A 17562-nucleotide genomic window follows, 5' to 3' on the forward strand; every position below is an offset into this window, starting at 1 on the left:
GCCGATGGCGGTGCCGGGCAGCATCAGCCGCAGGTCGTTCCTGACCGGTCGCGACGAACAGCCGGTGCGAAGAATCCTGCCTCCGGGCACCCTTGAAGATGGACTTGCCTCCTGCACCGGTTGCGGTGCCTGCGTCGAAGCCTGCCCGAGCGCCATCATCGCGCTGGTCGAAGGCAAGCCGTCGCTGGATTTCCAGGCCGGCGAGTGCCTGCTTTGCGGCGACTGCGCCACGGTTTGCCCGAAACCCGTTTTCGATCGTGCTGCGCCGCCCGCCTTTGCACATGTCGTGGCCATTTCAGACGCCTGCCTGGCCCGCAGCGGAGTGTCCTGCATGACTTGCCGTGACGCCTGTCCGGAATCGGCGATCGTTTTCCGACCCCGCATCGGCGGGCCATTCGTGCCGGAGTTGAACGAGAGTGCCTGCACCGGCTGCGGTGCCTGTATTGGGCCATGCCCGTCGCAGGCGATTGCGGTCGCGTCACGCATGCCGGAGGCCGTCGATGGCTGACGAAAGACGCTACCACCACATATCGAGCGCGGTGATCGCCGTCATGCCCGGGCGGCTGGCCGAAGTGGCCGATGTGATCGTCGCCATGGGCGGCCCGGAAATCCGGGCGCAGGAAAACAACCGCATCGTGGTCGTGATGGAAGGCGAAAGCGCCGGCGAGCTGGGCGCGCAGCTCACAGCGCTTGGCGCCCTCGACGGCGTGGTCGCGGCCAACATGGTCTTTGAACATATCGAGGAACTGGAGGGCTCGGCACCATGACCGCAGAATTGAACCGACGCGAGCTCCTGAAGGCGCAGGCGGCGGCCGTTGCGGCTGCAACGGCAGGCATTGCACTGCCGGCGTCGGCGCAGCCCATCCCTGGCGGGGTCGGCTCGCTGGAGATCAAGTGGTCGAAGGCGCCGTGCCGCTTCTGCGGCACCGGCTGCGGCGTCATGGTCGGCGTCAAGGACGGCCAGGTGGTCGCCAGCCATGGCGACACCCAGGCCGAGGTCAACCGCGGCCTCAACTGCGTGAAGGGCTATTTCCTGTCCAAGATCATGTATGGCGCCGACCGACTGACGACGCCGCTCATGCGCAAGCGCAACGGAGCCTACGACAAGGACGGCGAATTCGAGCCGGTGAGCTGGGACGAGGCCTTCGGCCTGATGGCCGAGCGGGTCAAGGCGGTGCTCAAGGAGAAGGGACCAACGGCACTAGGCATGTTCGGCTCCGGCCAGTGGACCATCTTCGAAGGTTACGCCGCGACCAAGCTGATGCGCGCCGGCTTCCGCTCCAACAATCTCGATCCCAACGCCCGCCACTGCATGGCATCCGCCGCCTACGCCTTCATGCGCACCTTCGGCATGGACGAGCCGATGGGCTGCTACGACGATTTCGAGGCTGCCGACGCCTTCGTGCTGTGGGGCTCGAACATGGCCGAGATGCATCCGATCCTGTGGACGCGTCTGGCCGACCGGCGACTTGGACACGAACACGTCAAGGTGGCGGTGCTGTCGACCTTCACCCATCGCAGCATGGACCTTGCCGACATTCCTGTCGTGTTCAAGCCCGGAACCGACCTCGCCATCCTCAACTACATCGCCAACCACATCATCACGACGGGCCGGGTCAACGAGGACTTCGTCAAGAACCATACCGTGTTCATGCGCGGCGAGACCGACATCGGTTATGGCCTGAGGCCGGAAGATCCGCGCGAGGTTGCCGCCAAGGGCGCGGCCAATGCCGCAAACATGGAGCCGACGGACTTCGAGGCGTTCAAGAAGCTGGTTTCGGAATACACGCTGGACAAGGTCGCCGAACTGACCGGCGTCGAGAAGGGATTTCTCGAAGAGCTCGCCGAACTCTACGCCGATCCCGGCCGCAAGGTGATGTCGCTGTGGACGATGGGCTTCAACCAGCATGTGCGCGGGGTCTGGGCCAACCAGATGGTCTACAACCTGCATCTGCTGACAGGCAAAATCTCCGAGCCGGGCAACAGCCCGTTCTCGCTGACCGGCCAGCCCTCGGCCTGCGGCACGGCGCGCGAGGTCGGTACCTTCGCCCATCGCCTGCCGGCCGACATGGTGGTCACCAATCCCGAGCACCGCAAGCACGCCGAGGAAATCTGGAAGCTGCCGCCCGGTCTCTTGCCGGACAAGCCGGGCTTTCATGCGGTCGAACAGGACCGGATGCTCAAGGACGGCAAGCTCAATTTTTACTGGGTGCAGGTCAACAACAACATCCAGGCTTCGCCCAACAGCAGCAACGAGGCCTATCCCGGCTATCGCAACCCGGACAATTTCATCGTCGTCTCCGACGCCTACCCGACCGTGACGACGATGTCGGCCGACATCATCCTGCCCGCCGCGATGTGGGTCGAGAAGGAGGGCGCCTACGGCAATGCCGAGCGCCGCACCCATGTCTGGCATCAACTGGTCCAGGCCCCCGGCGAGGCGCGCTCGGACCTTTGGCAACTGGCCGAGTTCTCGAAGCATTTCACCACCGACGAGGTCTGGCCGAAGGAAATCCTCGACGCCAATCCGGCCTATCGCGGCAAGGCGCTGTTCGACGTGTTGTTCGGCAACGGCAATGTCGACAAGTTCCCGCGCAGCGAGATCAACCCGGACTACGCCAACAACGAGGCCACCGAGTTCGGCTTTTACATCCAGAAGGGCCTGTTCGAGGAATATGCCACCTTCGGCCGCGGTCACGGCCACGACCTGGCGCCCTACGACACCTATCACGAGGTGCGCGGGCTGCGCTGGCCGGTGGTCGACGGCAAGGAAACGCGCTGGCGCTACCGGGAGGGCCTCGATCCTTATGTGAAGCCGGGCGAGGGGGTCAAGTTCTACGGCCGCCCCGACGGCAGGGCGGTGATCCTTGCCGTGCCCTACGAGCCGCCGGCGGAATCGCCGGACGAGGAGTTCGACATCTGGCTGGTCACCGGGCGCGTGCTCGAGCACTGGCACTCCGGCTCGATGACGCTGCGCGTGCCCGAGCTCTACAAGGCGTTCCCCGGCGCGCGCTGCTTCATGAATGCCGACGACGCGCGCAAGCGCGGCATCAACCAGGGCGCCGAGGTGCGGGTGATCTCGCGGCGCGGCGAAATCCGCTCGCGCATCGAGACACGTGGGCGCAACCGGATGCCGAGCGGGGTGATCTTCGTGCCGTGGTTCGACGCCAGCCAGCTCATCAACAAGGTCACGCTCGACGCCACCGATCCCATCTCCAAGCAGACGGATTTCAAGAAATGCGCAGTCAAGATCGTTCCGGTCGCATGAGCTTGCGGCGCAGCGTCCCTGCGCTTGTCTTCGTCACGCGGTTCTGCGCGGGCACGGCGGCGCTGGCCCAGATGGCTGCCGACAAGTCCCCCGAACTGACGGGGCCACCGTCGCCGATGGAAACGATCCCGGCGGCGCCGGTTCCCAAATGGGTGACCGACGACGTTCGCAAGATGCGCGCCTATCCCGAGCAGCCGCCGGTCATCCCGCATTCGATCGAAGGCTATCAGCTCTCGGTCAACACCAACCGCTGCCTGTCCTGCCACAAGCGCGAGTTCACCCAGAGTTCGGGGGCGCCGATGATCAGCGTCACCCACTACATGACGCGCGAAGGCCAGATGTTGGCCGACGTCTCGCCGCGGCGCTATTTCTGCACCGAATGCCACGTGCCGCAGGCGGATGTGCGGCCACTGGTCGAGAACCGTTTCAAGGACATGAGCGAACTGGGCTTCAAGCCCGCCGGCAGCGAGTAGGCCCATGCAACGATTGAAGGAGTGGCTGCTGTGGGCGTGGCAGATCGTCAGTACACCGGCCGGCACGCTGAGCCTCGGCTTCCTGACGCTCGGCGGCTTTGTCGGCGGCGTGATGTTCTGGGGCGCATTCAACACCGCGCTGGAGGTCACCAACACGGAGAAATTCTGCACCTCGTGCCATGAGATGCGCGACAACGTCTACCAGGAACTGACCCATACGATCCACTTCGCCAACCGGTCAGGCGTGCGTGCGTCCTGTCCGGATTGTCATGTGCCGCACCAATGGACCGACAAGATCGCCCGCAAGATGCAGGCCTCGAAGGAGGTCTGGGGCAAGATTTTCGGGACGATCGACACCCGGCGCAAGTTCCTGGACAAACGACTGGAGCTTGCCCAGCACGAATGGGCGCGGCTGAAGGCCAATGACAGCCTCGAATGCCGCAACTGCCACTCGTCGGTGGCGATGGACCTGACGCGCCAGACGCAGCGCGCCGCCGAAATCCACACGCGCTACCTGCTTTCCGGCAAGGCGACCTGCATCGACTGCCACAAGGGCATCGCCCACGAACTGCCCAACATGAAGGGCATCGCACCCGGCTGGCAGGTGCCGCCGGAACTGCAGGGCAACCAGCTGCCGCAATCCTCGGCCGTCGATGCCCTCGACCGCTACGTCAAGGCTTCCCATGCCGGCTTGCCCATGGAGGCCATGGCGCTGGACTGAGGCCGGCGCAATCCGCGTTCTGTTTGTCCGCGCGCAATGATCGCGAGGCCGGAAACGTCCATTGTCGTGGCTTCACAAGCGGCGAGCGACGATGAAGCCACGTTTCAACGACGACATGAGCATGGACGCGATCATGCGCCAATGGCCGGGAACCATACGCGTGATGCTCGGCCACGGCCTGATCTGCGTCGGCTGCCCGATCGCCTCGTTCCACACCGTTGCAGATGCCGCGCGGGAGCATCACCTGGACGAGGACGTGCTGGTTCGCGACCTGACGAGCGCAATGAAGTGAGGACGCAGACTGCCCGTCAGCCCTTGTCGGCGCGCCCTTCGGCCAGCGCGAACAGCCGGTGCGGCTCGACCACGGTGACTTTCTGGCGTCCGCTTTTCACCAGTCCCTTTTCCTCCCAGGCGGTGAGCAGCCGGCTGACGGTGTGCAGCGTCGTGCCCGTCATCTCGGCGATGTCCTGGCGTGAAATCGGGAAGTCGATGAGGATGCCTTCCTCGGTCTTGCGTCCCGTCTGCTTGACCAGCCGCAACAGCGCGTGGGCGACGCGCTGCTCGACCTGCTCGGTGGCCAGCTCGACGACGCGGGCCTGGGCCTCCTGGAGCCGGGTGCCGACAGTCTTGTAGGTGCCGGTGGCAAAGCTCGGGAAGGACCCGGCCAGGTCCGGCCACAGATTGCCGGGCCAGGCGAGCACGACGCAGTCGACGGCGGCAACGGCGCTGGCGGGGTAGGTGGTGCGTCCCAGCGCATGGGCGATGCCCATCAGCTCACCCGGGCTGATGTAGCGCACGATGACCTGCTGGCCGTCGGGCGTCGTCTTGACGACGCGAACGTGGCCGTCGAGCAGGAGGAAGAAGGAGTGCGCGTCTCCTTCCTGCTCGAAGACCGTCTGGTCCTTGGCGATGCGCAGTGAACGCGCCTGCTGGAGGACACGGTCGAGGTCCGCCGGGGTCATGCCCTGGAAGACGGGCAAGCCGGCGATTAGCGAGCGGTCAAGACGGCTCATTTCAGTTGCTCCTGCGAGTGCCCGATCCTGCTCTCCGAAACCACAGATTAACTCACTGCGGTTTGCGCTGGATCAAAGTGTCCCCGGCAAAAACGACATAGGCAAGGCCCAACGGCTGGAGCCGTCGTGAAAGGAAAGAAAAGATCATGAAATACGCCATTGCCACCGCAGCCGCGTTCGCAGCCATGCTTCTGGCCGGTGTCGCGCAGGCCGCCGAAATCGAGATCCAGATGCTCAACAAGGGCGAAAAGGGCGCGATGGTGTTCCAGCCCGATTTCGTCGTCGCCGCACCTGGCGATACCATCACCTTCGTGCCGACCGACAAGTCTCACGACGCCGAAAGCATCAAGGGCATGATCCCGGAGGGTGCGACGCCCTTCAAGGGCAAGATGAATGAGAAGATTTCCGTCACCCTCGACAAGGAGGGCGTCTACGGCGTCAAGTGCACGCCGCACTACGGCATGGGCATGGTGGCACTGATCGTGGTCGGCAAGCCGACCAATCTCGAGCAGGCGAAGGCCGTCAAGCAAATGGGCAAGGCCAAGAAGTCGTTCGAAGCGCTTCTGGCGCAGGTGCCCGCAGGCAACTGAGTGCGGGGCATTCAAATCTGTCTCTAAGCCAGCCGGGTGGAGTGGTTCCACCCGGCATTTCCCGTTGGAGGGGCTGTCATGGCTATTCCACGCGTTCGGCCGGGAAACTATCCCGCCGTGCTTTCCTACGGCTTTAGGCCGTTCTTCCTGTTCGGCTCGCTTTATGCCGGCCTGACCATCCTGGCGTGGTTGCCGATGCTCTACGGGCGGCTGGAGACGGCGAGCGTCTTCACCCCGGTCGACTGGCATATCCACGAAATGATCTTCGGCTATGTCGCGGCCATCGTCACCGGGTTCCTGCTCACCGCCATTCCCAACTGGACAGGGCGGTTGCCGGTGCAGGGGCTGCCGCTGGCGGCACTGGTGGCGATCTGGCTGGCCGGCCGCTTCGCAGTGTTCTTCTCGGCCGACATCGGTTGGCTCGCCGCCGCCGCGATCGACAGTTCGTTCCTGCTGGCGGTCGCCGTGGCAGCCGCCGTCGAGATCATCGCCGGCCGAAACTGGCGCAATCTCAAGGTGCTTGTGCCGGTCGGCGTCCTGTTTGCCGCCAATGTCGCCTACCATCTCGAAGTGCATTTCAACGGCGAGGCCGACATCGCCCGGCGGCTCGGGGTCGGCGCGACCGTGGTGCTGATCATGATCATCGGCGGCCGCATCATTCCGAGCTTCACCCGCAACTGGCTGGCGCGCCAGGCTCCGGGGCGGTTGCCGGTGCCGTTCAATCGCTTCGATGCCGTCACGATCTTGGGCTCTGCAGCCGCGCTTCTGGCCTGGACCTGCTTTCCGGATCATGTGGCGAGCGGCGCAGCACTGCTCGCGGCAGGGGCGCTCAACGTGGCAAGGTTCAGTCGCTGGGCCGGCGAGCGCACCTGGCGCGATCCGCTGGTGGTCATCCTGCACGTGGCTTATGCCTTCGTGCCGGTCGGGTTCGTGCTGGCCGCGCTCGCGGTCCTCCTGCCCGAAGTCGTGGCACCGGCCGCAGGCCTGCATGCCTTCGGCACCGGCGCAATCGGCGCGATGACGCTTGCGGTGATGTCGCGGGCCACGCTTGGGCATACGGGACGCGCGCTGCATGCCGGCAACGCCACCTGCATGGTCTTCGTTGCAGTCGTCGCGTCGGCAATCCTCAGAATCGCCTACGCTTTCCTGCCAGGCATGACACCGCTGCTGCACGCGTCTGCCGCTGCCTGGACACTCGCTTTCTTGGGCTATGCGGCAGTCTATGGCGGCATGCTGCTGCGTCCCAAGCTGCGCGCGCGGCAAGCCAACCCTGCACCGTCGTGACAAGGTTGGCCTGAATTGCCGAAACGAAAAAGGCCCGGATCTCCATCGGAGGTCCGGGCCCTTCTTTTTGGAATTGCCTAGCCGGTGGCGCCGCGCCAGAGCGCCTTGAACGCAGACAGCATCGACGGACGCTCCCTGACGAGGCGGATGCCGAGGTTGTCGGGCGGCAGGCCTGCCGCACAGCCGCCGCTCTTGCCGTCGCGGATGAAGAACGACATGTAGCCGCGATGCTTGCCGGCGACGACCCGCACGCCGCAATTGTCTGTGCTGGTGTCGACGCGCCCGTTCTTGTCGAGCGCCACCCGGCGGTAGCAGGTCGTCGTCCACTCCCAGACATTGCCGCCGACATCGTGGAGGCCATTGGAATTGGCGCCGAAATGGCCCTGCGGCTTGGGCTCGGGATCACGTCCCCTGGCCGCCTCGGATTCGCTGCGGTAGCGCGCCAGCCAGCGAGCGATGGCGTCGCTGCCGCCGTTGGGGTCGATACCCTCGTCGCTGAAACGTTCGGCTGCCGCGAACGCCCACTCCTCGTCGGTCGGTAGCCGCCAGCCTTCTCCTGTCTTGTGCGACAGCCACTGGGCATAGGCGTTGGCATCGCGGAAGCTTACGCCGGTCGCGGGCAGGTTTTCAGCGCGCTGGAAGGCGCCATCCGCCTGATCACATGCGCCATCGGCGACACAGAGGGCATAGTCGGCAGCGCTGACCTGATAGGCCATGATGTCGAAGGAACGGCGTAAGCGGACGCGATCCTCCGGCGCATCGACCGGGCGCTCGGCGGTCTGGAACTCGCCGGGCAGCCTGTAGGCCAGCCGCCCGGGGGCAATGGCGACCGTCTGCGGCGAGGCCATTGCCGGCGGGGCGGCGAGCCCGGCTGGATCACGGGTCAGGTAGACGGCCAGCGCGATGGCGGGGATCACGAGTGCCGTGGTCAGGAGAAAGCCGGGTTTCATCGATCTCATCCTTAAAAAACGGCCCGCAGGCATGCCGGCGGGCCGAGTTGGACAGTGAAAGGAGCCTGCCGGTCAGTTGGTCGGGATCGGACCGGGTGCCTGCACCTGCTTCATCAGGTCGTCGTCCCATTCACCCTCGACCATCACGTGGGCGGTTGCGCCGAGTTCGGCCGCCTCGATCAGGTTGTGGTTGACGTAGGCGTAGATGCCCGGCTGCAGGAAGGTGTAGAGCGCCGCGCCCGCAGATCCGCCGCGGATGAACCAGGTCTCCAGGTCCTTGGCCGGGGCATTGACGAACTTGCCTTCTTCCCAGACATGATCGCCGTGGCCGCCGATCAGGTGGGGCCGGCTGTCCCGGTTGGCCTGGGCGTGGACGAACAGCACCGTTTCACCGACCTTGGCTTTCAGCGCGTTGTCGCCGGTCAGCGAACCGACCTTGCCGTTGAAGACGACGTGGGTCGGGATCAGGCCGCGCATCACCTTCAGCGTCTCGTCATAGCTGTCGCCGAGGCTCTCGTACTTCTTGTACTTGCCGTTCTCGTCGCGCGGCACATAGAGGTCGTGCTCGCCGATGTAGAAGATACGATCGTACTTGAGTGGCTTGCCGGCCCCGTCCTTCAGCCCGTCGCGCGGCAGGACCATGACGGCGCCGCTCATGCCGGAGACGACGTGCCAGGGGATCATGCCCGTCGGCGCGCAGTGGTAGACAAAGGTGCCGGTGCGGGTCGCCTTCCAGCGCAGCACGGCCTGTTCGCCAGGGTTGACGTGGGTCAGCGCACCACCGCCCAGCGCGCCGGTGGCGGCATGGAAGTCGATGTTGTGCGGCATCTCGTTGGTTTCGGGATTGACCAGCGTCAGTTCGACATAGTCGCCCTCGTGGACGATCATCAACGGGCCGGGCATGGAGCCTTCGTAGGTCATCGCCTGGAGCGTCGTGCCCTCGTCGTCGATCACCATCGGCAGTTCCTTGATGGTCATCCGGTATTCGATGACCTTCGGGCCGCCCTTGGCGATCTGGTCGTGAGGGTGGGCGAAGGGCGGGGCGACGAGGTCGACCCTGAAACGCGGCAGGCCGGCAATGTCGGCCACCTTTGCCTGTGCCAGCGCCGGAGTTGCGATGACCGAGCCCAGGAGCGCGGCCGCTGCCGCACCTGTGGCCGTTCCCAAGAGTGCTTCGCGTCGCGTCAACATTTCAGTTCTCCTTCGTGATTGGCGTTGCCTGTTACTACGGTCAGGAGGATAGGCGGCTTGGGGCAAGCGATCTTTGTTGCAGCGCAAACAATTGTTGCAGTGCCGCAACTTGGTCTGCCCTTGCGGAAAAATGGCGGGTCGGCAGTATTGCGCCGCAATGCTTGGCCGGGCGGCCAGAGCAGCGTCCCGCGTGGGATGCCGCGTCAGTTGGGGCAGGGGGTCGTCTGAATTGCGGCGAGCAGGTTCTGCTCGCATGCCACATGGCGGCGAACAGCCAGGAAATAGGCGCGCAGCATGTAGCCTATCGCATCCCAGGAGCGCTTGCCGCCGCCGCGCGAAAGGGTGACGAGGATGCGGACGATTTCGTCGGCGGCAGCATGGTCGTGTGTATGTTCCCGGCGCAGCCGCTCGATCGTCGCCCCGGTGCCGGCAGCCGGCAGGCGACCAAGGGCGGCGGGAAAGAGGATTTCCTCCTCCAGCCTGTTTGCCGCCGCGATGGCCGGCTTGAGCTCGGCGGCAATCTGCCGGCAGAGCCTGCGGTCGGGACGGGGAAGGGAATCGGCGACGGCTTCTAGCCTGTCGCAGATTTGCAGTGTCGCGCGATAAAGCCCGTTCAACTCGGTGAAACCAGCCGTCGAATTGGGATCGCTCATCGCCACCTGCCCTGCAACGCCTACTGGTTGAAGAACAGCACCGCTGCGATGGCGATCGATGCGAGCACCGCGGAAGCGGCGCCCGTGCGCTGCAGGACGCCCATGCGATAAAGCAACAGCGCGAAGCCGACGATGATCGGCGTGGCGACCGAAAGGCCGAATTGGGCGTTGCTCATCGCGGGCTCCATTGCTCGATTCCGATGCCGCGATGTCGCAGATTTTCGCGCCCGTCACCTTGCGCAAACGCAAAGAAGCCCTGCCGCCGCCTGCCTAAAAAGCAGCATGGACATGACCGTTTCGACGCATGTGCAGGAAGACGAAGCCCCGGACGCCGGCGATTTCCTGCTCTGGATCCTGGTTTGGAGCGAGCTCGCCGCCTTCGGCATCCTGCTTGTTGCCTTCATGGTCGCCGGCATCGTGCAGGCGGACCAGTTCGCCGCAGCGCGCGTGCACCTCAACGTGCCGCTCGCCGCGCTGAACACCGCCGTGCTTCTCACCAGCGGTTGGCAGGCGGCGTGCGCGGCGCGGCCTGGAGCGACGCGCGGCCAGGCCAGGGGCGCGCTTGTCTTGGCTGCACTGTTCGGCTTGCTGTTCGTTGCCATCAAGCTGTTCGAATACAGCGGCGAACTCGGCCATGCCGGAGATGAAGCCTATGGCGTGTTCTTCGAGCTCTACTTCCTGCTGACGGGTTTCCACCTGCTGCACGTTGCCTTCGGCGCGCTGGTGTTGCTCCTCGTCAGCTGGCGGACCAGCCGTGCCAATGTCATCCTCATCACCACGCTGTGGCATGTCTTCGATCTGATCTGGATCGTCATGTTCCCGCTCGTCTATCTCGTGTGAGCGGCATGGCAGACGGCTCTTCCCGGCGGCTTGCCCGCTCCTGGCTTATCCTTCTCGCCTTGACCGGGGCGAGTGTGCTGGCCGTGCGCTTTGGCGGCGCGGCGGGCGGGACGGCGTTCGTTCTCGGCCTCGCCATGCTCAAGGCCCGCCTTGTCATCCTGGATTTCATGGGCCTGCGCGGCCAGGCGGCGATGTCGCGTGCGCTGCTGGGCTGGTGCCTGGTGCTGGCGCTGGGCGGTGCGGCAAAGGCGATCGCTGTCGTGATGTCGGCCGGCTGAGCCGCGGGCGACTTGTTTGCCAAAACGCAAAGAAGCTCTTCCCCAAACCCATAGAAGGTTCCGGTCCGGGTAACCCGGAGACCGCCGGGCCGTGCCCGTCGGGAGGGAAAACGATCGGGCCGAACCGCTGGCGCGGCCTCTGTCTGGAAAGGATCACGTGATGGCAGAACGCCTCACAAAAACGGGGGCTCGAAACGTCTTCTACGGCGGGTCGATCTTCTTTTTCGCAATCTTCGTCGGGCTGACGGCCCACAGCCATTTCTACATCCGCACGACCTCCACGGACGAGAAGACGCTGACGGACTCCGTCGCGCGCGGCAAGCATGTCTGGGAGAAGAACTCCTGCATCAACTGCCACACCATCCTGGGCGAGGGCGCCTATTTCGCGCCCGAACTCGGCAATGTCTGGAAGCGCTACGGCGGCGAGAGCGACCCCGAGGGCGCGCGCGAAACGCTCAAGGCCTGGATGGCGGCGCAGCCGTCGGGGATCGAGGGCCGGCGCCAGATGCCGCAGTTCAACCTCAACGACGAGGAACTGAACGATCTCGCCGATTTTCTCGAATGGACCAGCCGTATCAACACCCAGAAGTGGCCCCCGAACGAGGCAGGCTGAGGCGCCTAGGAGAGAGACATGAAATACGAAACGCAAAAGGTCGCGATGACCTATTTCTACGGCGCCTTGGTCCTGTTCCTGGCCCAGGTCGCCTTCGGCGTGCTTGCCGGCCTCGTCTATGTCGTGCCCAACACGCTGTCGGAGCTGTTGCCGTTCAACATCATCCGCATGATCCACACCAATGCGCTGGTGGTCTGGCTGCTGATGGGTTTCATGGGCGCAACCTATTACCTGCTGCCCGAGGAAACCGAGACCGAGCTCTACAGCCCGAAGCTGGCGATCCTCCAGTTCTGGATGTTCTTCATCGCCGCGGGCATCGCCGTGGTCGGCTACCTGTTCCGGATCCACGAGGGCCGCGAATTCCTCGAACAGCCCTTCGTCATCAAGGTGGGCATCGTCGTCGTCGTGCTGATGTTCCTGTTCAACATCACCATGACGGCACTGAAGGGGCGCAAGACCGCCGTCACCAACATCCTGCTGTTCGGGCTCTGGGCACTGGCGATTTTCTTCCTGTTCTCGTTTTACAACCCGTCAAACCTCGCGCTCGACAAGATGTACTGGTGGTACGTCATCCATCTCTGGGTCGAGGGTGTGTGGGAATTGATCATGGCGTCGGTGCTCGCCTTCCTGATGATCAAGCTCAACGGCGTCGACCGCGAGATCGTGGAGAAGTGGCTCTACGTCATCGTCGGCCTCGCCCTGTTCTCGGGCATCCTCGGCACCGGCCACCACTATTACTGGATCGGAGCGCCCGGCTACTGGCAGTGGATCGGCTCGCTGTTCTCGACGCTCGAAGTGGCGCCGTTCTTCTCCATGGTGCTGTTCACCTTCCACATGATCTGGAAGGCCGGCCGCAACCACCCCAACAAGGCAGCGCTGCTGTGGTCCATCGGCTGCTCGGTCATGGCCTTCTTCGGCGCCGGTGTCTGGGGCTTCCTGCACACGCTGTCTTCGGTGAACTACTACACCCACGGCACGCAGGTGACGGCGGCGCATGGGCATCTCGCCTTCTTCGGTGCCTATGTGATGCTCAATCTCGCCATGATGGCCTATGCCATTCCCGAGATCAAAGGTCGCGCGCCCTACAATCAGTGGCTGAACATCACCAGCTTCTGGATGATGGTCACGGCGATGTCGGTGATGACCTTCGCGCTGACCTTCGCCGGTGTCGTTCAGGTGCATCTCCAGCGCGTTCTGGGCGAGAGCTACATGGACGTGCAGGACCAGCTCGCTCTGTTCTACTGGGTGCGCCTTGGCTCGGGCGTCGTCGTGGTCGTCTCGGCGCTGATGTTCATGTGGGCCGTGCTGGTGCCCGGACGCCAACGCAGCGAGAAGCCCGCCCGCTCCCTGCAACCCGCCGAATGACACCGACCTCCGGCCCCGGTTCGTCCGGGGCCGGACATCCCGCACCTGCGACCGCTTCCCACGGAGTTCCCCCGATGACCATCGCCCCCATGACGGCCAAGTTGCCGAATGTCCGCCCCGCCGCCGACAGCCCCGCCCATTACAGCCCCTCCGGCAACGAATGCAGCCTGTTCGAACGCGCCTGGGCGCGGCGGCTGCCGTTGTTGCTCAAGGGCCCGACCGGATGTGGCAAGACGCGTTTTGTCAGCCATATGGCGGCGAAGCTCGGCCTGCCGTTGTCGACGGTCTCCTGCCATGACGACCTTGCCGCCGCCGACCTCACCGGCCGTTACCTCTTGATGGGCGGCGATACCGTCTGGGTCGACGGGCCGCTGACCCGCGCCGTGCGCGAGGGCGGCATCTGCTACCTCGACGAAATCGTCGAGGCGCGCAAGGATGTTGCCGTGGTGCTGCACCCTTTGACCGACGACCGCCGCATCCTGCCGCTCGAACGCACCGGCGAGCAGTTGATCGCGCCGGCGAGCTTCATGCTCGTCGTCTCCTACAATCCCGGCTACCAGAACCTGCTGAAAAGCCTGAAGCCAAGCACCCGCCAGCGTTTCGTCGCTATCGAGTTCGATTTCCTGCCCAAGGCGGAGGAGATCGCGGTGGTGTCGGCGGAAAGCGGGTTGGCCGAAGGCCAGGTGGCGCCGCTGGTCGAACTCGCCCGGCGCATCCGCGCGCTTAAGGGCCACGACCTGGAGGAGGGCGCATCGACCCGCCTGCTGGTCTATTGCGCCACGCTCATCGACGCCGGCGTGCCGGCGCGCGAAGCGGTGCTTGCGGCGATGATCGAACCGCTGACCGACGAGCCCGACGTCAAGGCGGCTCTGGTCGAGCTTGCCGATTCCTTGATCCGCTGAGGCCGGCCATGCTTGATTTCCTCGAGCTGGAAGAGACGGTCGGCCGCGCCTGGCATCGCCTGATCGGCCACGTCCAGACCTGGCCGCGCCATCCCGAACATGCGGTGCATCTGGCCGCCATGCAGCCGGTGCTTGCCGTCTGCTTTCGCGGATTCGGCGGCGAGGGTGCCGTCCAGATCGCTGCCGTGCGTGGCAAGACCTCGGGCCATCGCCTCGGCTGGCGCCAGCGCATGGGGCTCGGCGAGGAAAAGCTCGCGCAGCCGGCGCGCGACGGCTCGTCGCTGATGCTGCCGGCGGTGATCGACCTGTTCCCCGACAAGGGGCTCAACCGCGATCTCTATGTCTGGCTTTCCGCCTATATGGCCCTGATGCCGCTCGATCCCATCGTCGAGACCGATCCGTTGCTGCGCGACCTCGAAGCCTTGCGGCGCGCGGAGGCGACGGTTGCCAGCGTGACAGAAATCTTCCCGGGGCTTGGGCGCCGCTATCGGCGCCTGGCGGCGGCCACGCTCGCCGCGCGCCATCGCGCCCCGCTGCCCTCGGTCGAGGCGCAGATCGAAGGGCGCGTGACCAGCCTGCTCAGGCACCAAGCCGGCCTGCCCGACGATACCCTGCCGGCGATCTTCCCGCACCGCGCTCCGGCGGGATACCTGCACATGCTGCCCATACCCTTGTGGCCCGACGCGCTGCTTCGGCCGGAGACCGCGCCTCGCCGTGCCGAGGACGAGCCGGTCACCGGCGGCCGCGACGACGGCGGCGTCGAGATCGAGCGCCAGGTCGCGGTGCGCGAGAACCAGGAGGCGCGCACCGACGACCGCAGCCCGTTCATCCTGAACCGCTTCGAGAAGATCCTCGCCATGGCCGAGATGGTCAATGTCGACCGTCCTTCCGACGACAGCGACGACGATGCCAAGGCCGCCGAAGACCTCGACGACATGACGCTCGGCGAACGCAAGGGGCGCCCGGCCTCGCGCTTCCGCTTCGACCTCGACCTGCCGCCGGAAGCGCTGGACCGCACCCCGTTGACTGCGGAACGTACCTATCCTGAATGGGATTTCCGGACCGGCACGTATCTCCCCGATCACTGCCGGGTCCTGGCCGCGCCTGCTGCGGAAACCGGGACGGCCGGCGAGCCCGATCTCGAGACCCGGCGCCTCATAAGACGGGTGCGCCGACAGTTCGAGGTGCTGAGGCCGCGCCATGAGATCCTGCGCGCCCAACTCGACGGCGTCGACCTCGACCTCGATGCCGTGGTGCGAGCCCGTTGCGATCTCGCCGCCGGCGGCCAGGGCAGCGACCGCATCCACCTGATGAGCCGGCCCCAGGTGCACGACCTTGCCGTCACCATCCTGGTCGACGTGTCGCTCTCGACCGACGCCTGGTTCGACAATCGCCGGGTTCTCGACGTCGAGAAGGAAGCGTTGCTGATCCTTGCCAACGGTCTCGCCGCCTGCGGCGACAACCACTCGATCCTGACCTTCACGTCGCGGCGGCGCGACTGGGTGCGCATCGAGGTGGTCAAGGCCTTCGACGAGTCGATGAGTTCAACCATCGAGGCGCGTATCGCGGCCCTTAAGCCGGGCTATTACACCAGGATCGGGGCGGCCATCCGGCACGCCACGGCGGAGCTGGCAAAGCAGCCCAATCGCAAGAAGCTGCTTCTGGTGCTGACCGACGGCAAGCCCAACGACCTCGACCACTATGAGGGCCGTTTCGCGCTGGAAGACAGCCGCCGCGCCGTCATCGAGGCCCGCCGCAGCGGGCTTGGTGTCTTCGGCGTGACTGTCGACCGCGAGGCGAAATCCTACGTTCCGGCGCTTTTCGGCCAGAACGGCTACGCCATGGTCGGCAACATCGCCAAGCTGCCGGCCGCACTTCCCGCCATCTATCGCAGCCTTGCAGGCTAGGGGGACAAGGCCGCGATGGCGAAAGGCCCGGCACGCCAGAGCCGGGCCTTTTTGCTTTTGATGCAAAGTAAACGTCAGACGCCGCGTTCTGTCGCGCCCCGCACGCGAGCGTTGAGCCGACCTAAGCCGCCTTGCTGTGCGTGCGCGCCGACTGGTCGAGATAGGCGTCGAAGGCCGCCGCGACCGCGCGGATGACGAAGCGGTGCTCCCGGCTGACGCGAACCACGCCATCGGCAATCGTCACCACCCCGTCGACGGCCAGTTCGTTGAGCCTGCCATTGCCGGCAAGCAGCGCCGCTGGGTCAACGCCATGCGTCCTGCAGATCGCGCCGACATCGGCGCTGAAATCGCACATCAGCCGTTCGATGATCTCGGCCCGCAGCCGGTCTTCCGCCGTCAGGCGATAGCCCTTCGACGTGGCGAGGCGGCCGGAGGCGATGTGCTGAGCATAGAGTCCGGGCGCAACCTCGTTCTGGACATAGCCGTCCTTCATGCGGCCGATCGCGGACGCGCCGAAGCCGATCAGCGTCTCGCAATTGTCGGTGGTGTAGCCCTGGAAGTTGCGCCTCAGCTTGCCCGCTTCCTGCACCTTGACGAGATCGTCGCTTGGCAGCGCGAAATGATCGAGGCCGATCTGCCGGTACCCTGCGGCGGTCAGCGTCTCGGCAATGGCTTCGGCCTGGGCGTTGCGGGCGGCACCGTCGGGCAGGGCGGCCTCGTCGATCATGCGCTGGTGCTTCTTGAAGGAAGGGATATGTGCATAGCCGAACACCGCAAAACGGTCGGGCAGCATGGCCATCGCCGCATTGGCGGTGTCGATGCAGGACTGCACCGTCTGGTGCGGCAGGCCGTAGATCAGGTCGAAATTGATGCCGCCGACGCCGGCGCGGCGCAGGTTGTCGGTGGCATCCGCCGTCTGCTTCTGGGTCTGGATGCGGTTGATCGCCTTCTGCACCACGGGATCGAAGCTCTGGACGCCCAAGCTGGCGCGGGTGACACCCGCCGCGCCGAGCGCCAGCGCCATTTCGGCCGTCAGGCGGCGCGGGTCGATCTCGACGGCGATGCCGGTCGTGTCGGAGAAATCGTAGTGTTCGCGCAGCAGCGCCGCCAGCGCCAGGAACTCGGCCGGCGAGACGATGGTCGGCGTACCGCCGCCGAAATGCACTTCTCCGACCGGCAGCCGGTGGGGGATGCGCTCGGCGACCATGCGGATCTCGTCGTGCAGCACGGCAAGGTAATCCAGGATCGGCCGGTCCTGCCTGGTGATGGTGGTGTGGCAGCCGCAGTACCAGCACATCGAGCGGCAGAACGGGATATGCAGGTAGAGCGATACCGGGTCGTTGCATGGCAACTGTTGCAGCCAGTCGCCATAGGCCCCCGTGCCGATGGCCTGCGAGAAGCGCGGCGCGGTGGGGTAGCTCGTGTAGCGGGGCAGGCGGGCTTCGCCATATTTCTCCAGGATGGTTGCGGTCATGGCTTTTCCAGTTCTGTCGCTGTTGCTTCCGACTGATCTA

General features: G+C 65.2%; 20 protein-coding genes. 14 read left to right on the forward strand and 6 right to left on the reverse strand.

What is annotated here, in order from left to right; all coding sequences use genetic code 11:
- Positions 1-4: 4 nt before the first annotated feature.
- The 6 genes from napF to O1Y97_RS11930 all read left to right on the forward strand — a co-directional run bounded on the left by napF (position 5) and on the right by O1Y97_RS11930 (position 4754).
- Positions 5-508: a ferredoxin-type protein NapF gene (gene napF, locus O1Y97_RS11905; RefSeq protein WP_318764120.1), complete on the forward strand. Its 504-nt coding sequence runs from the start codon at positions 5-7 to the stop codon at positions 506-508.
- Positions 501-767 (forward strand): chaperone NapD, encoded by a 267-nt coding sequence (locus tag O1Y97_RS11910; RefSeq protein ID WP_318764121.1) that lies wholly within the window; start codon positions 501-503, stop codon positions 765-767. Before napF ends, O1Y97_RS11910 begins: the two co-directional genes overlap by 8 nt.
- A complete protein-coding gene (gene napA / locus O1Y97_RS11915; protein ID WP_318764122.1) occupies positions 764-3268 on the forward strand; it encodes a periplasmic nitrate reductase subunit alpha in 2505 nt (834 codons plus the stop codon). Before O1Y97_RS11910 ends, napA begins: the two co-directional genes overlap by 4 nt.
- Positions 3238-3741: a nitrate reductase cytochrome c-type subunit gene (locus O1Y97_RS11920; RefSeq protein ID WP_318764123.1), complete on the forward strand. Its 504-nt coding sequence runs from the start codon at positions 3238-3240 to the stop codon at positions 3739-3741. Before napA ends, O1Y97_RS11920 begins: the two co-directional genes overlap by 31 nt.
- Before the next feature lie 4 nt (positions 3742-3745).
- The gene (locus O1Y97_RS11925) at positions 3746-4462 is read left to right on the forward strand and encodes a cytochrome c3 family protein (protein ID WP_108607515.1); all 717 of its coding nucleotides are present in this window, start codon (positions 3746-3748) and stop codon (positions 4460-4462) included.
- 91 nt (positions 4463-4553) lie between these two features.
- On the forward strand, positions 4554-4754 hold the full coding sequence (locus O1Y97_RS11930) for a DUF1858 domain-containing protein (RefSeq protein ID WP_108607516.1): 201 nt from the start codon (positions 4554-4556) through the stop codon (positions 4752-4754).
- Positions 4755-4770: 16 nt separating this feature from the next.
- On the opposite strand, the gene O1Y97_RS11935 is transcribed toward O1Y97_RS11930, so the two are convergent.
- A complete protein-coding gene (locus tag O1Y97_RS11935; protein ID WP_108607517.1) occupies positions 4771-5475 on the reverse strand; it encodes a Crp/Fnr family transcriptional regulator in 705 nt (234 codons plus the stop codon).
- 146 nt (positions 5476-5621) lie between these two features.
- Here O1Y97_RS11935 and O1Y97_RS11940 point away from each other — a divergent pair, with 146 nt between their 5' ends.
- Together O1Y97_RS11940 and O1Y97_RS11945 are read left to right on the forward strand one after the other, a co-directional pair.
- The gene (locus tag O1Y97_RS11940) at positions 5622-6065 is read left to right on the forward strand and encodes a pseudoazurin (protein WP_108607518.1); all 444 of its coding nucleotides are present in this window, start codon (positions 5622-5624) and stop codon (positions 6063-6065) included.
- Positions 6066-6143: 78 nt separating this feature from the next.
- Positions 6144-7349, forward strand: a complete 1206-nt coding sequence (locus O1Y97_RS11945; RefSeq protein ID WP_318764124.1) for an NnrS family protein — start codon at positions 6144-6146, stop codon at positions 7347-7349.
- A 77-nt stretch (positions 7350-7426) separates the two neighbouring features.
- Here O1Y97_RS11945 and O1Y97_RS11950 read toward each other — a convergent pair whose 3' ends face one another.
- The 4 genes from O1Y97_RS11950 to O1Y97_RS11965 form a co-directional block, all read right to left on the reverse strand.
- A complete protein-coding gene (locus O1Y97_RS11950) occupies positions 7427-8299 on the reverse strand; it encodes an SUMF1/EgtB/PvdO family nonheme iron enzyme (protein WP_318764125.1) in 873 nt (290 codons plus the stop codon).
- Between the two features lie 72 nt (positions 8300-8371).
- The gene (nirK, locus tag O1Y97_RS11955) at positions 8372-9490 is read right to left on the reverse strand and encodes a copper-containing nitrite reductase (RefSeq protein WP_318764126.1); all 1119 of its coding nucleotides are present in this window, start codon (positions 9488-9490) and stop codon (positions 8372-8374) included.
- Positions 9491-9693: 203 nt separating this feature from the next.
- Positions 9694-10143 (reverse strand): hemerythrin domain-containing protein, encoded by a 450-nt coding sequence (locus O1Y97_RS11960; RefSeq protein WP_318764127.1) that lies wholly within the window; start codon positions 10141-10143, stop codon positions 9694-9696.
- A gap of 20 nt (positions 10144-10163) precedes the next feature.
- Entirely contained in the window at positions 10164-10319 is a 156-nt protein-coding gene (locus O1Y97_RS11965; protein WP_156381067.1) for a hypothetical protein, read from the reverse strand.
- A gap of 106 nt (positions 10320-10425) precedes the next feature.
- On the opposite strand from O1Y97_RS11965, the gene O1Y97_RS11970 reads away from it, so the two are divergent.
- From O1Y97_RS11970 to O1Y97_RS11995, 6 genes are all read left to right on the forward strand, one after another.
- A complete protein-coding gene (locus O1Y97_RS11970) occupies positions 10426-10983 on the forward strand; it encodes a cytochrome c oxidase subunit 3 (protein ID WP_318764128.1) in 558 nt (185 codons plus the stop codon).
- Positions 10984-10988: 5 nt separating this feature from the next.
- A complete protein-coding gene (locus O1Y97_RS11975; RefSeq protein WP_318764129.1) occupies positions 10989-11261 on the forward strand; it encodes a cytochrome C oxidase subunit IV family protein in 273 nt (90 codons plus the stop codon).
- A 160-nt stretch (positions 11262-11421) separates the two neighbouring features.
- Complete coding sequence (locus O1Y97_RS11980) at positions 11422-11874, forward strand: c-type cytochrome (protein WP_055970023.1); 453 nt, start codon at positions 11422-11424, stop codon at positions 11872-11874.
- Between the two features lie 18 nt (positions 11875-11892).
- The gene (locus tag O1Y97_RS11985; RefSeq protein ID WP_318764130.1) at positions 11893-13239 is read left to right on the forward strand and encodes a cbb3-type cytochrome c oxidase subunit I; all 1347 of its coding nucleotides are present in this window, start codon (positions 11893-11895) and stop codon (positions 13237-13239) included.
- Between the two features lie 89 nt (positions 13240-13328).
- A complete protein-coding gene (locus O1Y97_RS11990) occupies positions 13329-14141 on the forward strand; it encodes a CbbQ/NirQ/NorQ/GpvN family protein (RefSeq protein ID WP_318764202.1) in 813 nt (270 codons plus the stop codon).
- Between the two features lie 8 nt (positions 14142-14149).
- On the forward strand, positions 14150-16048 hold the full coding sequence (locus O1Y97_RS11995) for a nitric oxide reductase activation protein NorD (protein ID WP_318764131.1): 1899 nt from the start codon (positions 14150-14152) through the stop codon (positions 16046-16048).
- Between the two features lie 121 nt (positions 16049-16169).
- Here the strand turns inward: O1Y97_RS11995 and hemN are convergent, their stop codons facing one another.
- On the reverse strand, positions 16170-17522 hold the full coding sequence (hemN, locus tag O1Y97_RS12000) for an oxygen-independent coproporphyrinogen III oxidase (RefSeq protein ID WP_318764132.1): 1353 nt from the start codon (positions 17520-17522) through the stop codon (positions 16170-16172).
- Positions 17523-17562 lie beyond the last annotated feature (40 nt).

It is taken from the genome of Aminobacter niigataensis, from assembly GCF_946995915.1.
In the GTDB taxonomy this organism is placed as follows: Bacteria; Pseudomonadota; Alphaproteobacteria; order Rhizobiales; family Rhizobiaceae; genus Aminobacter; species Aminobacter niigataensis.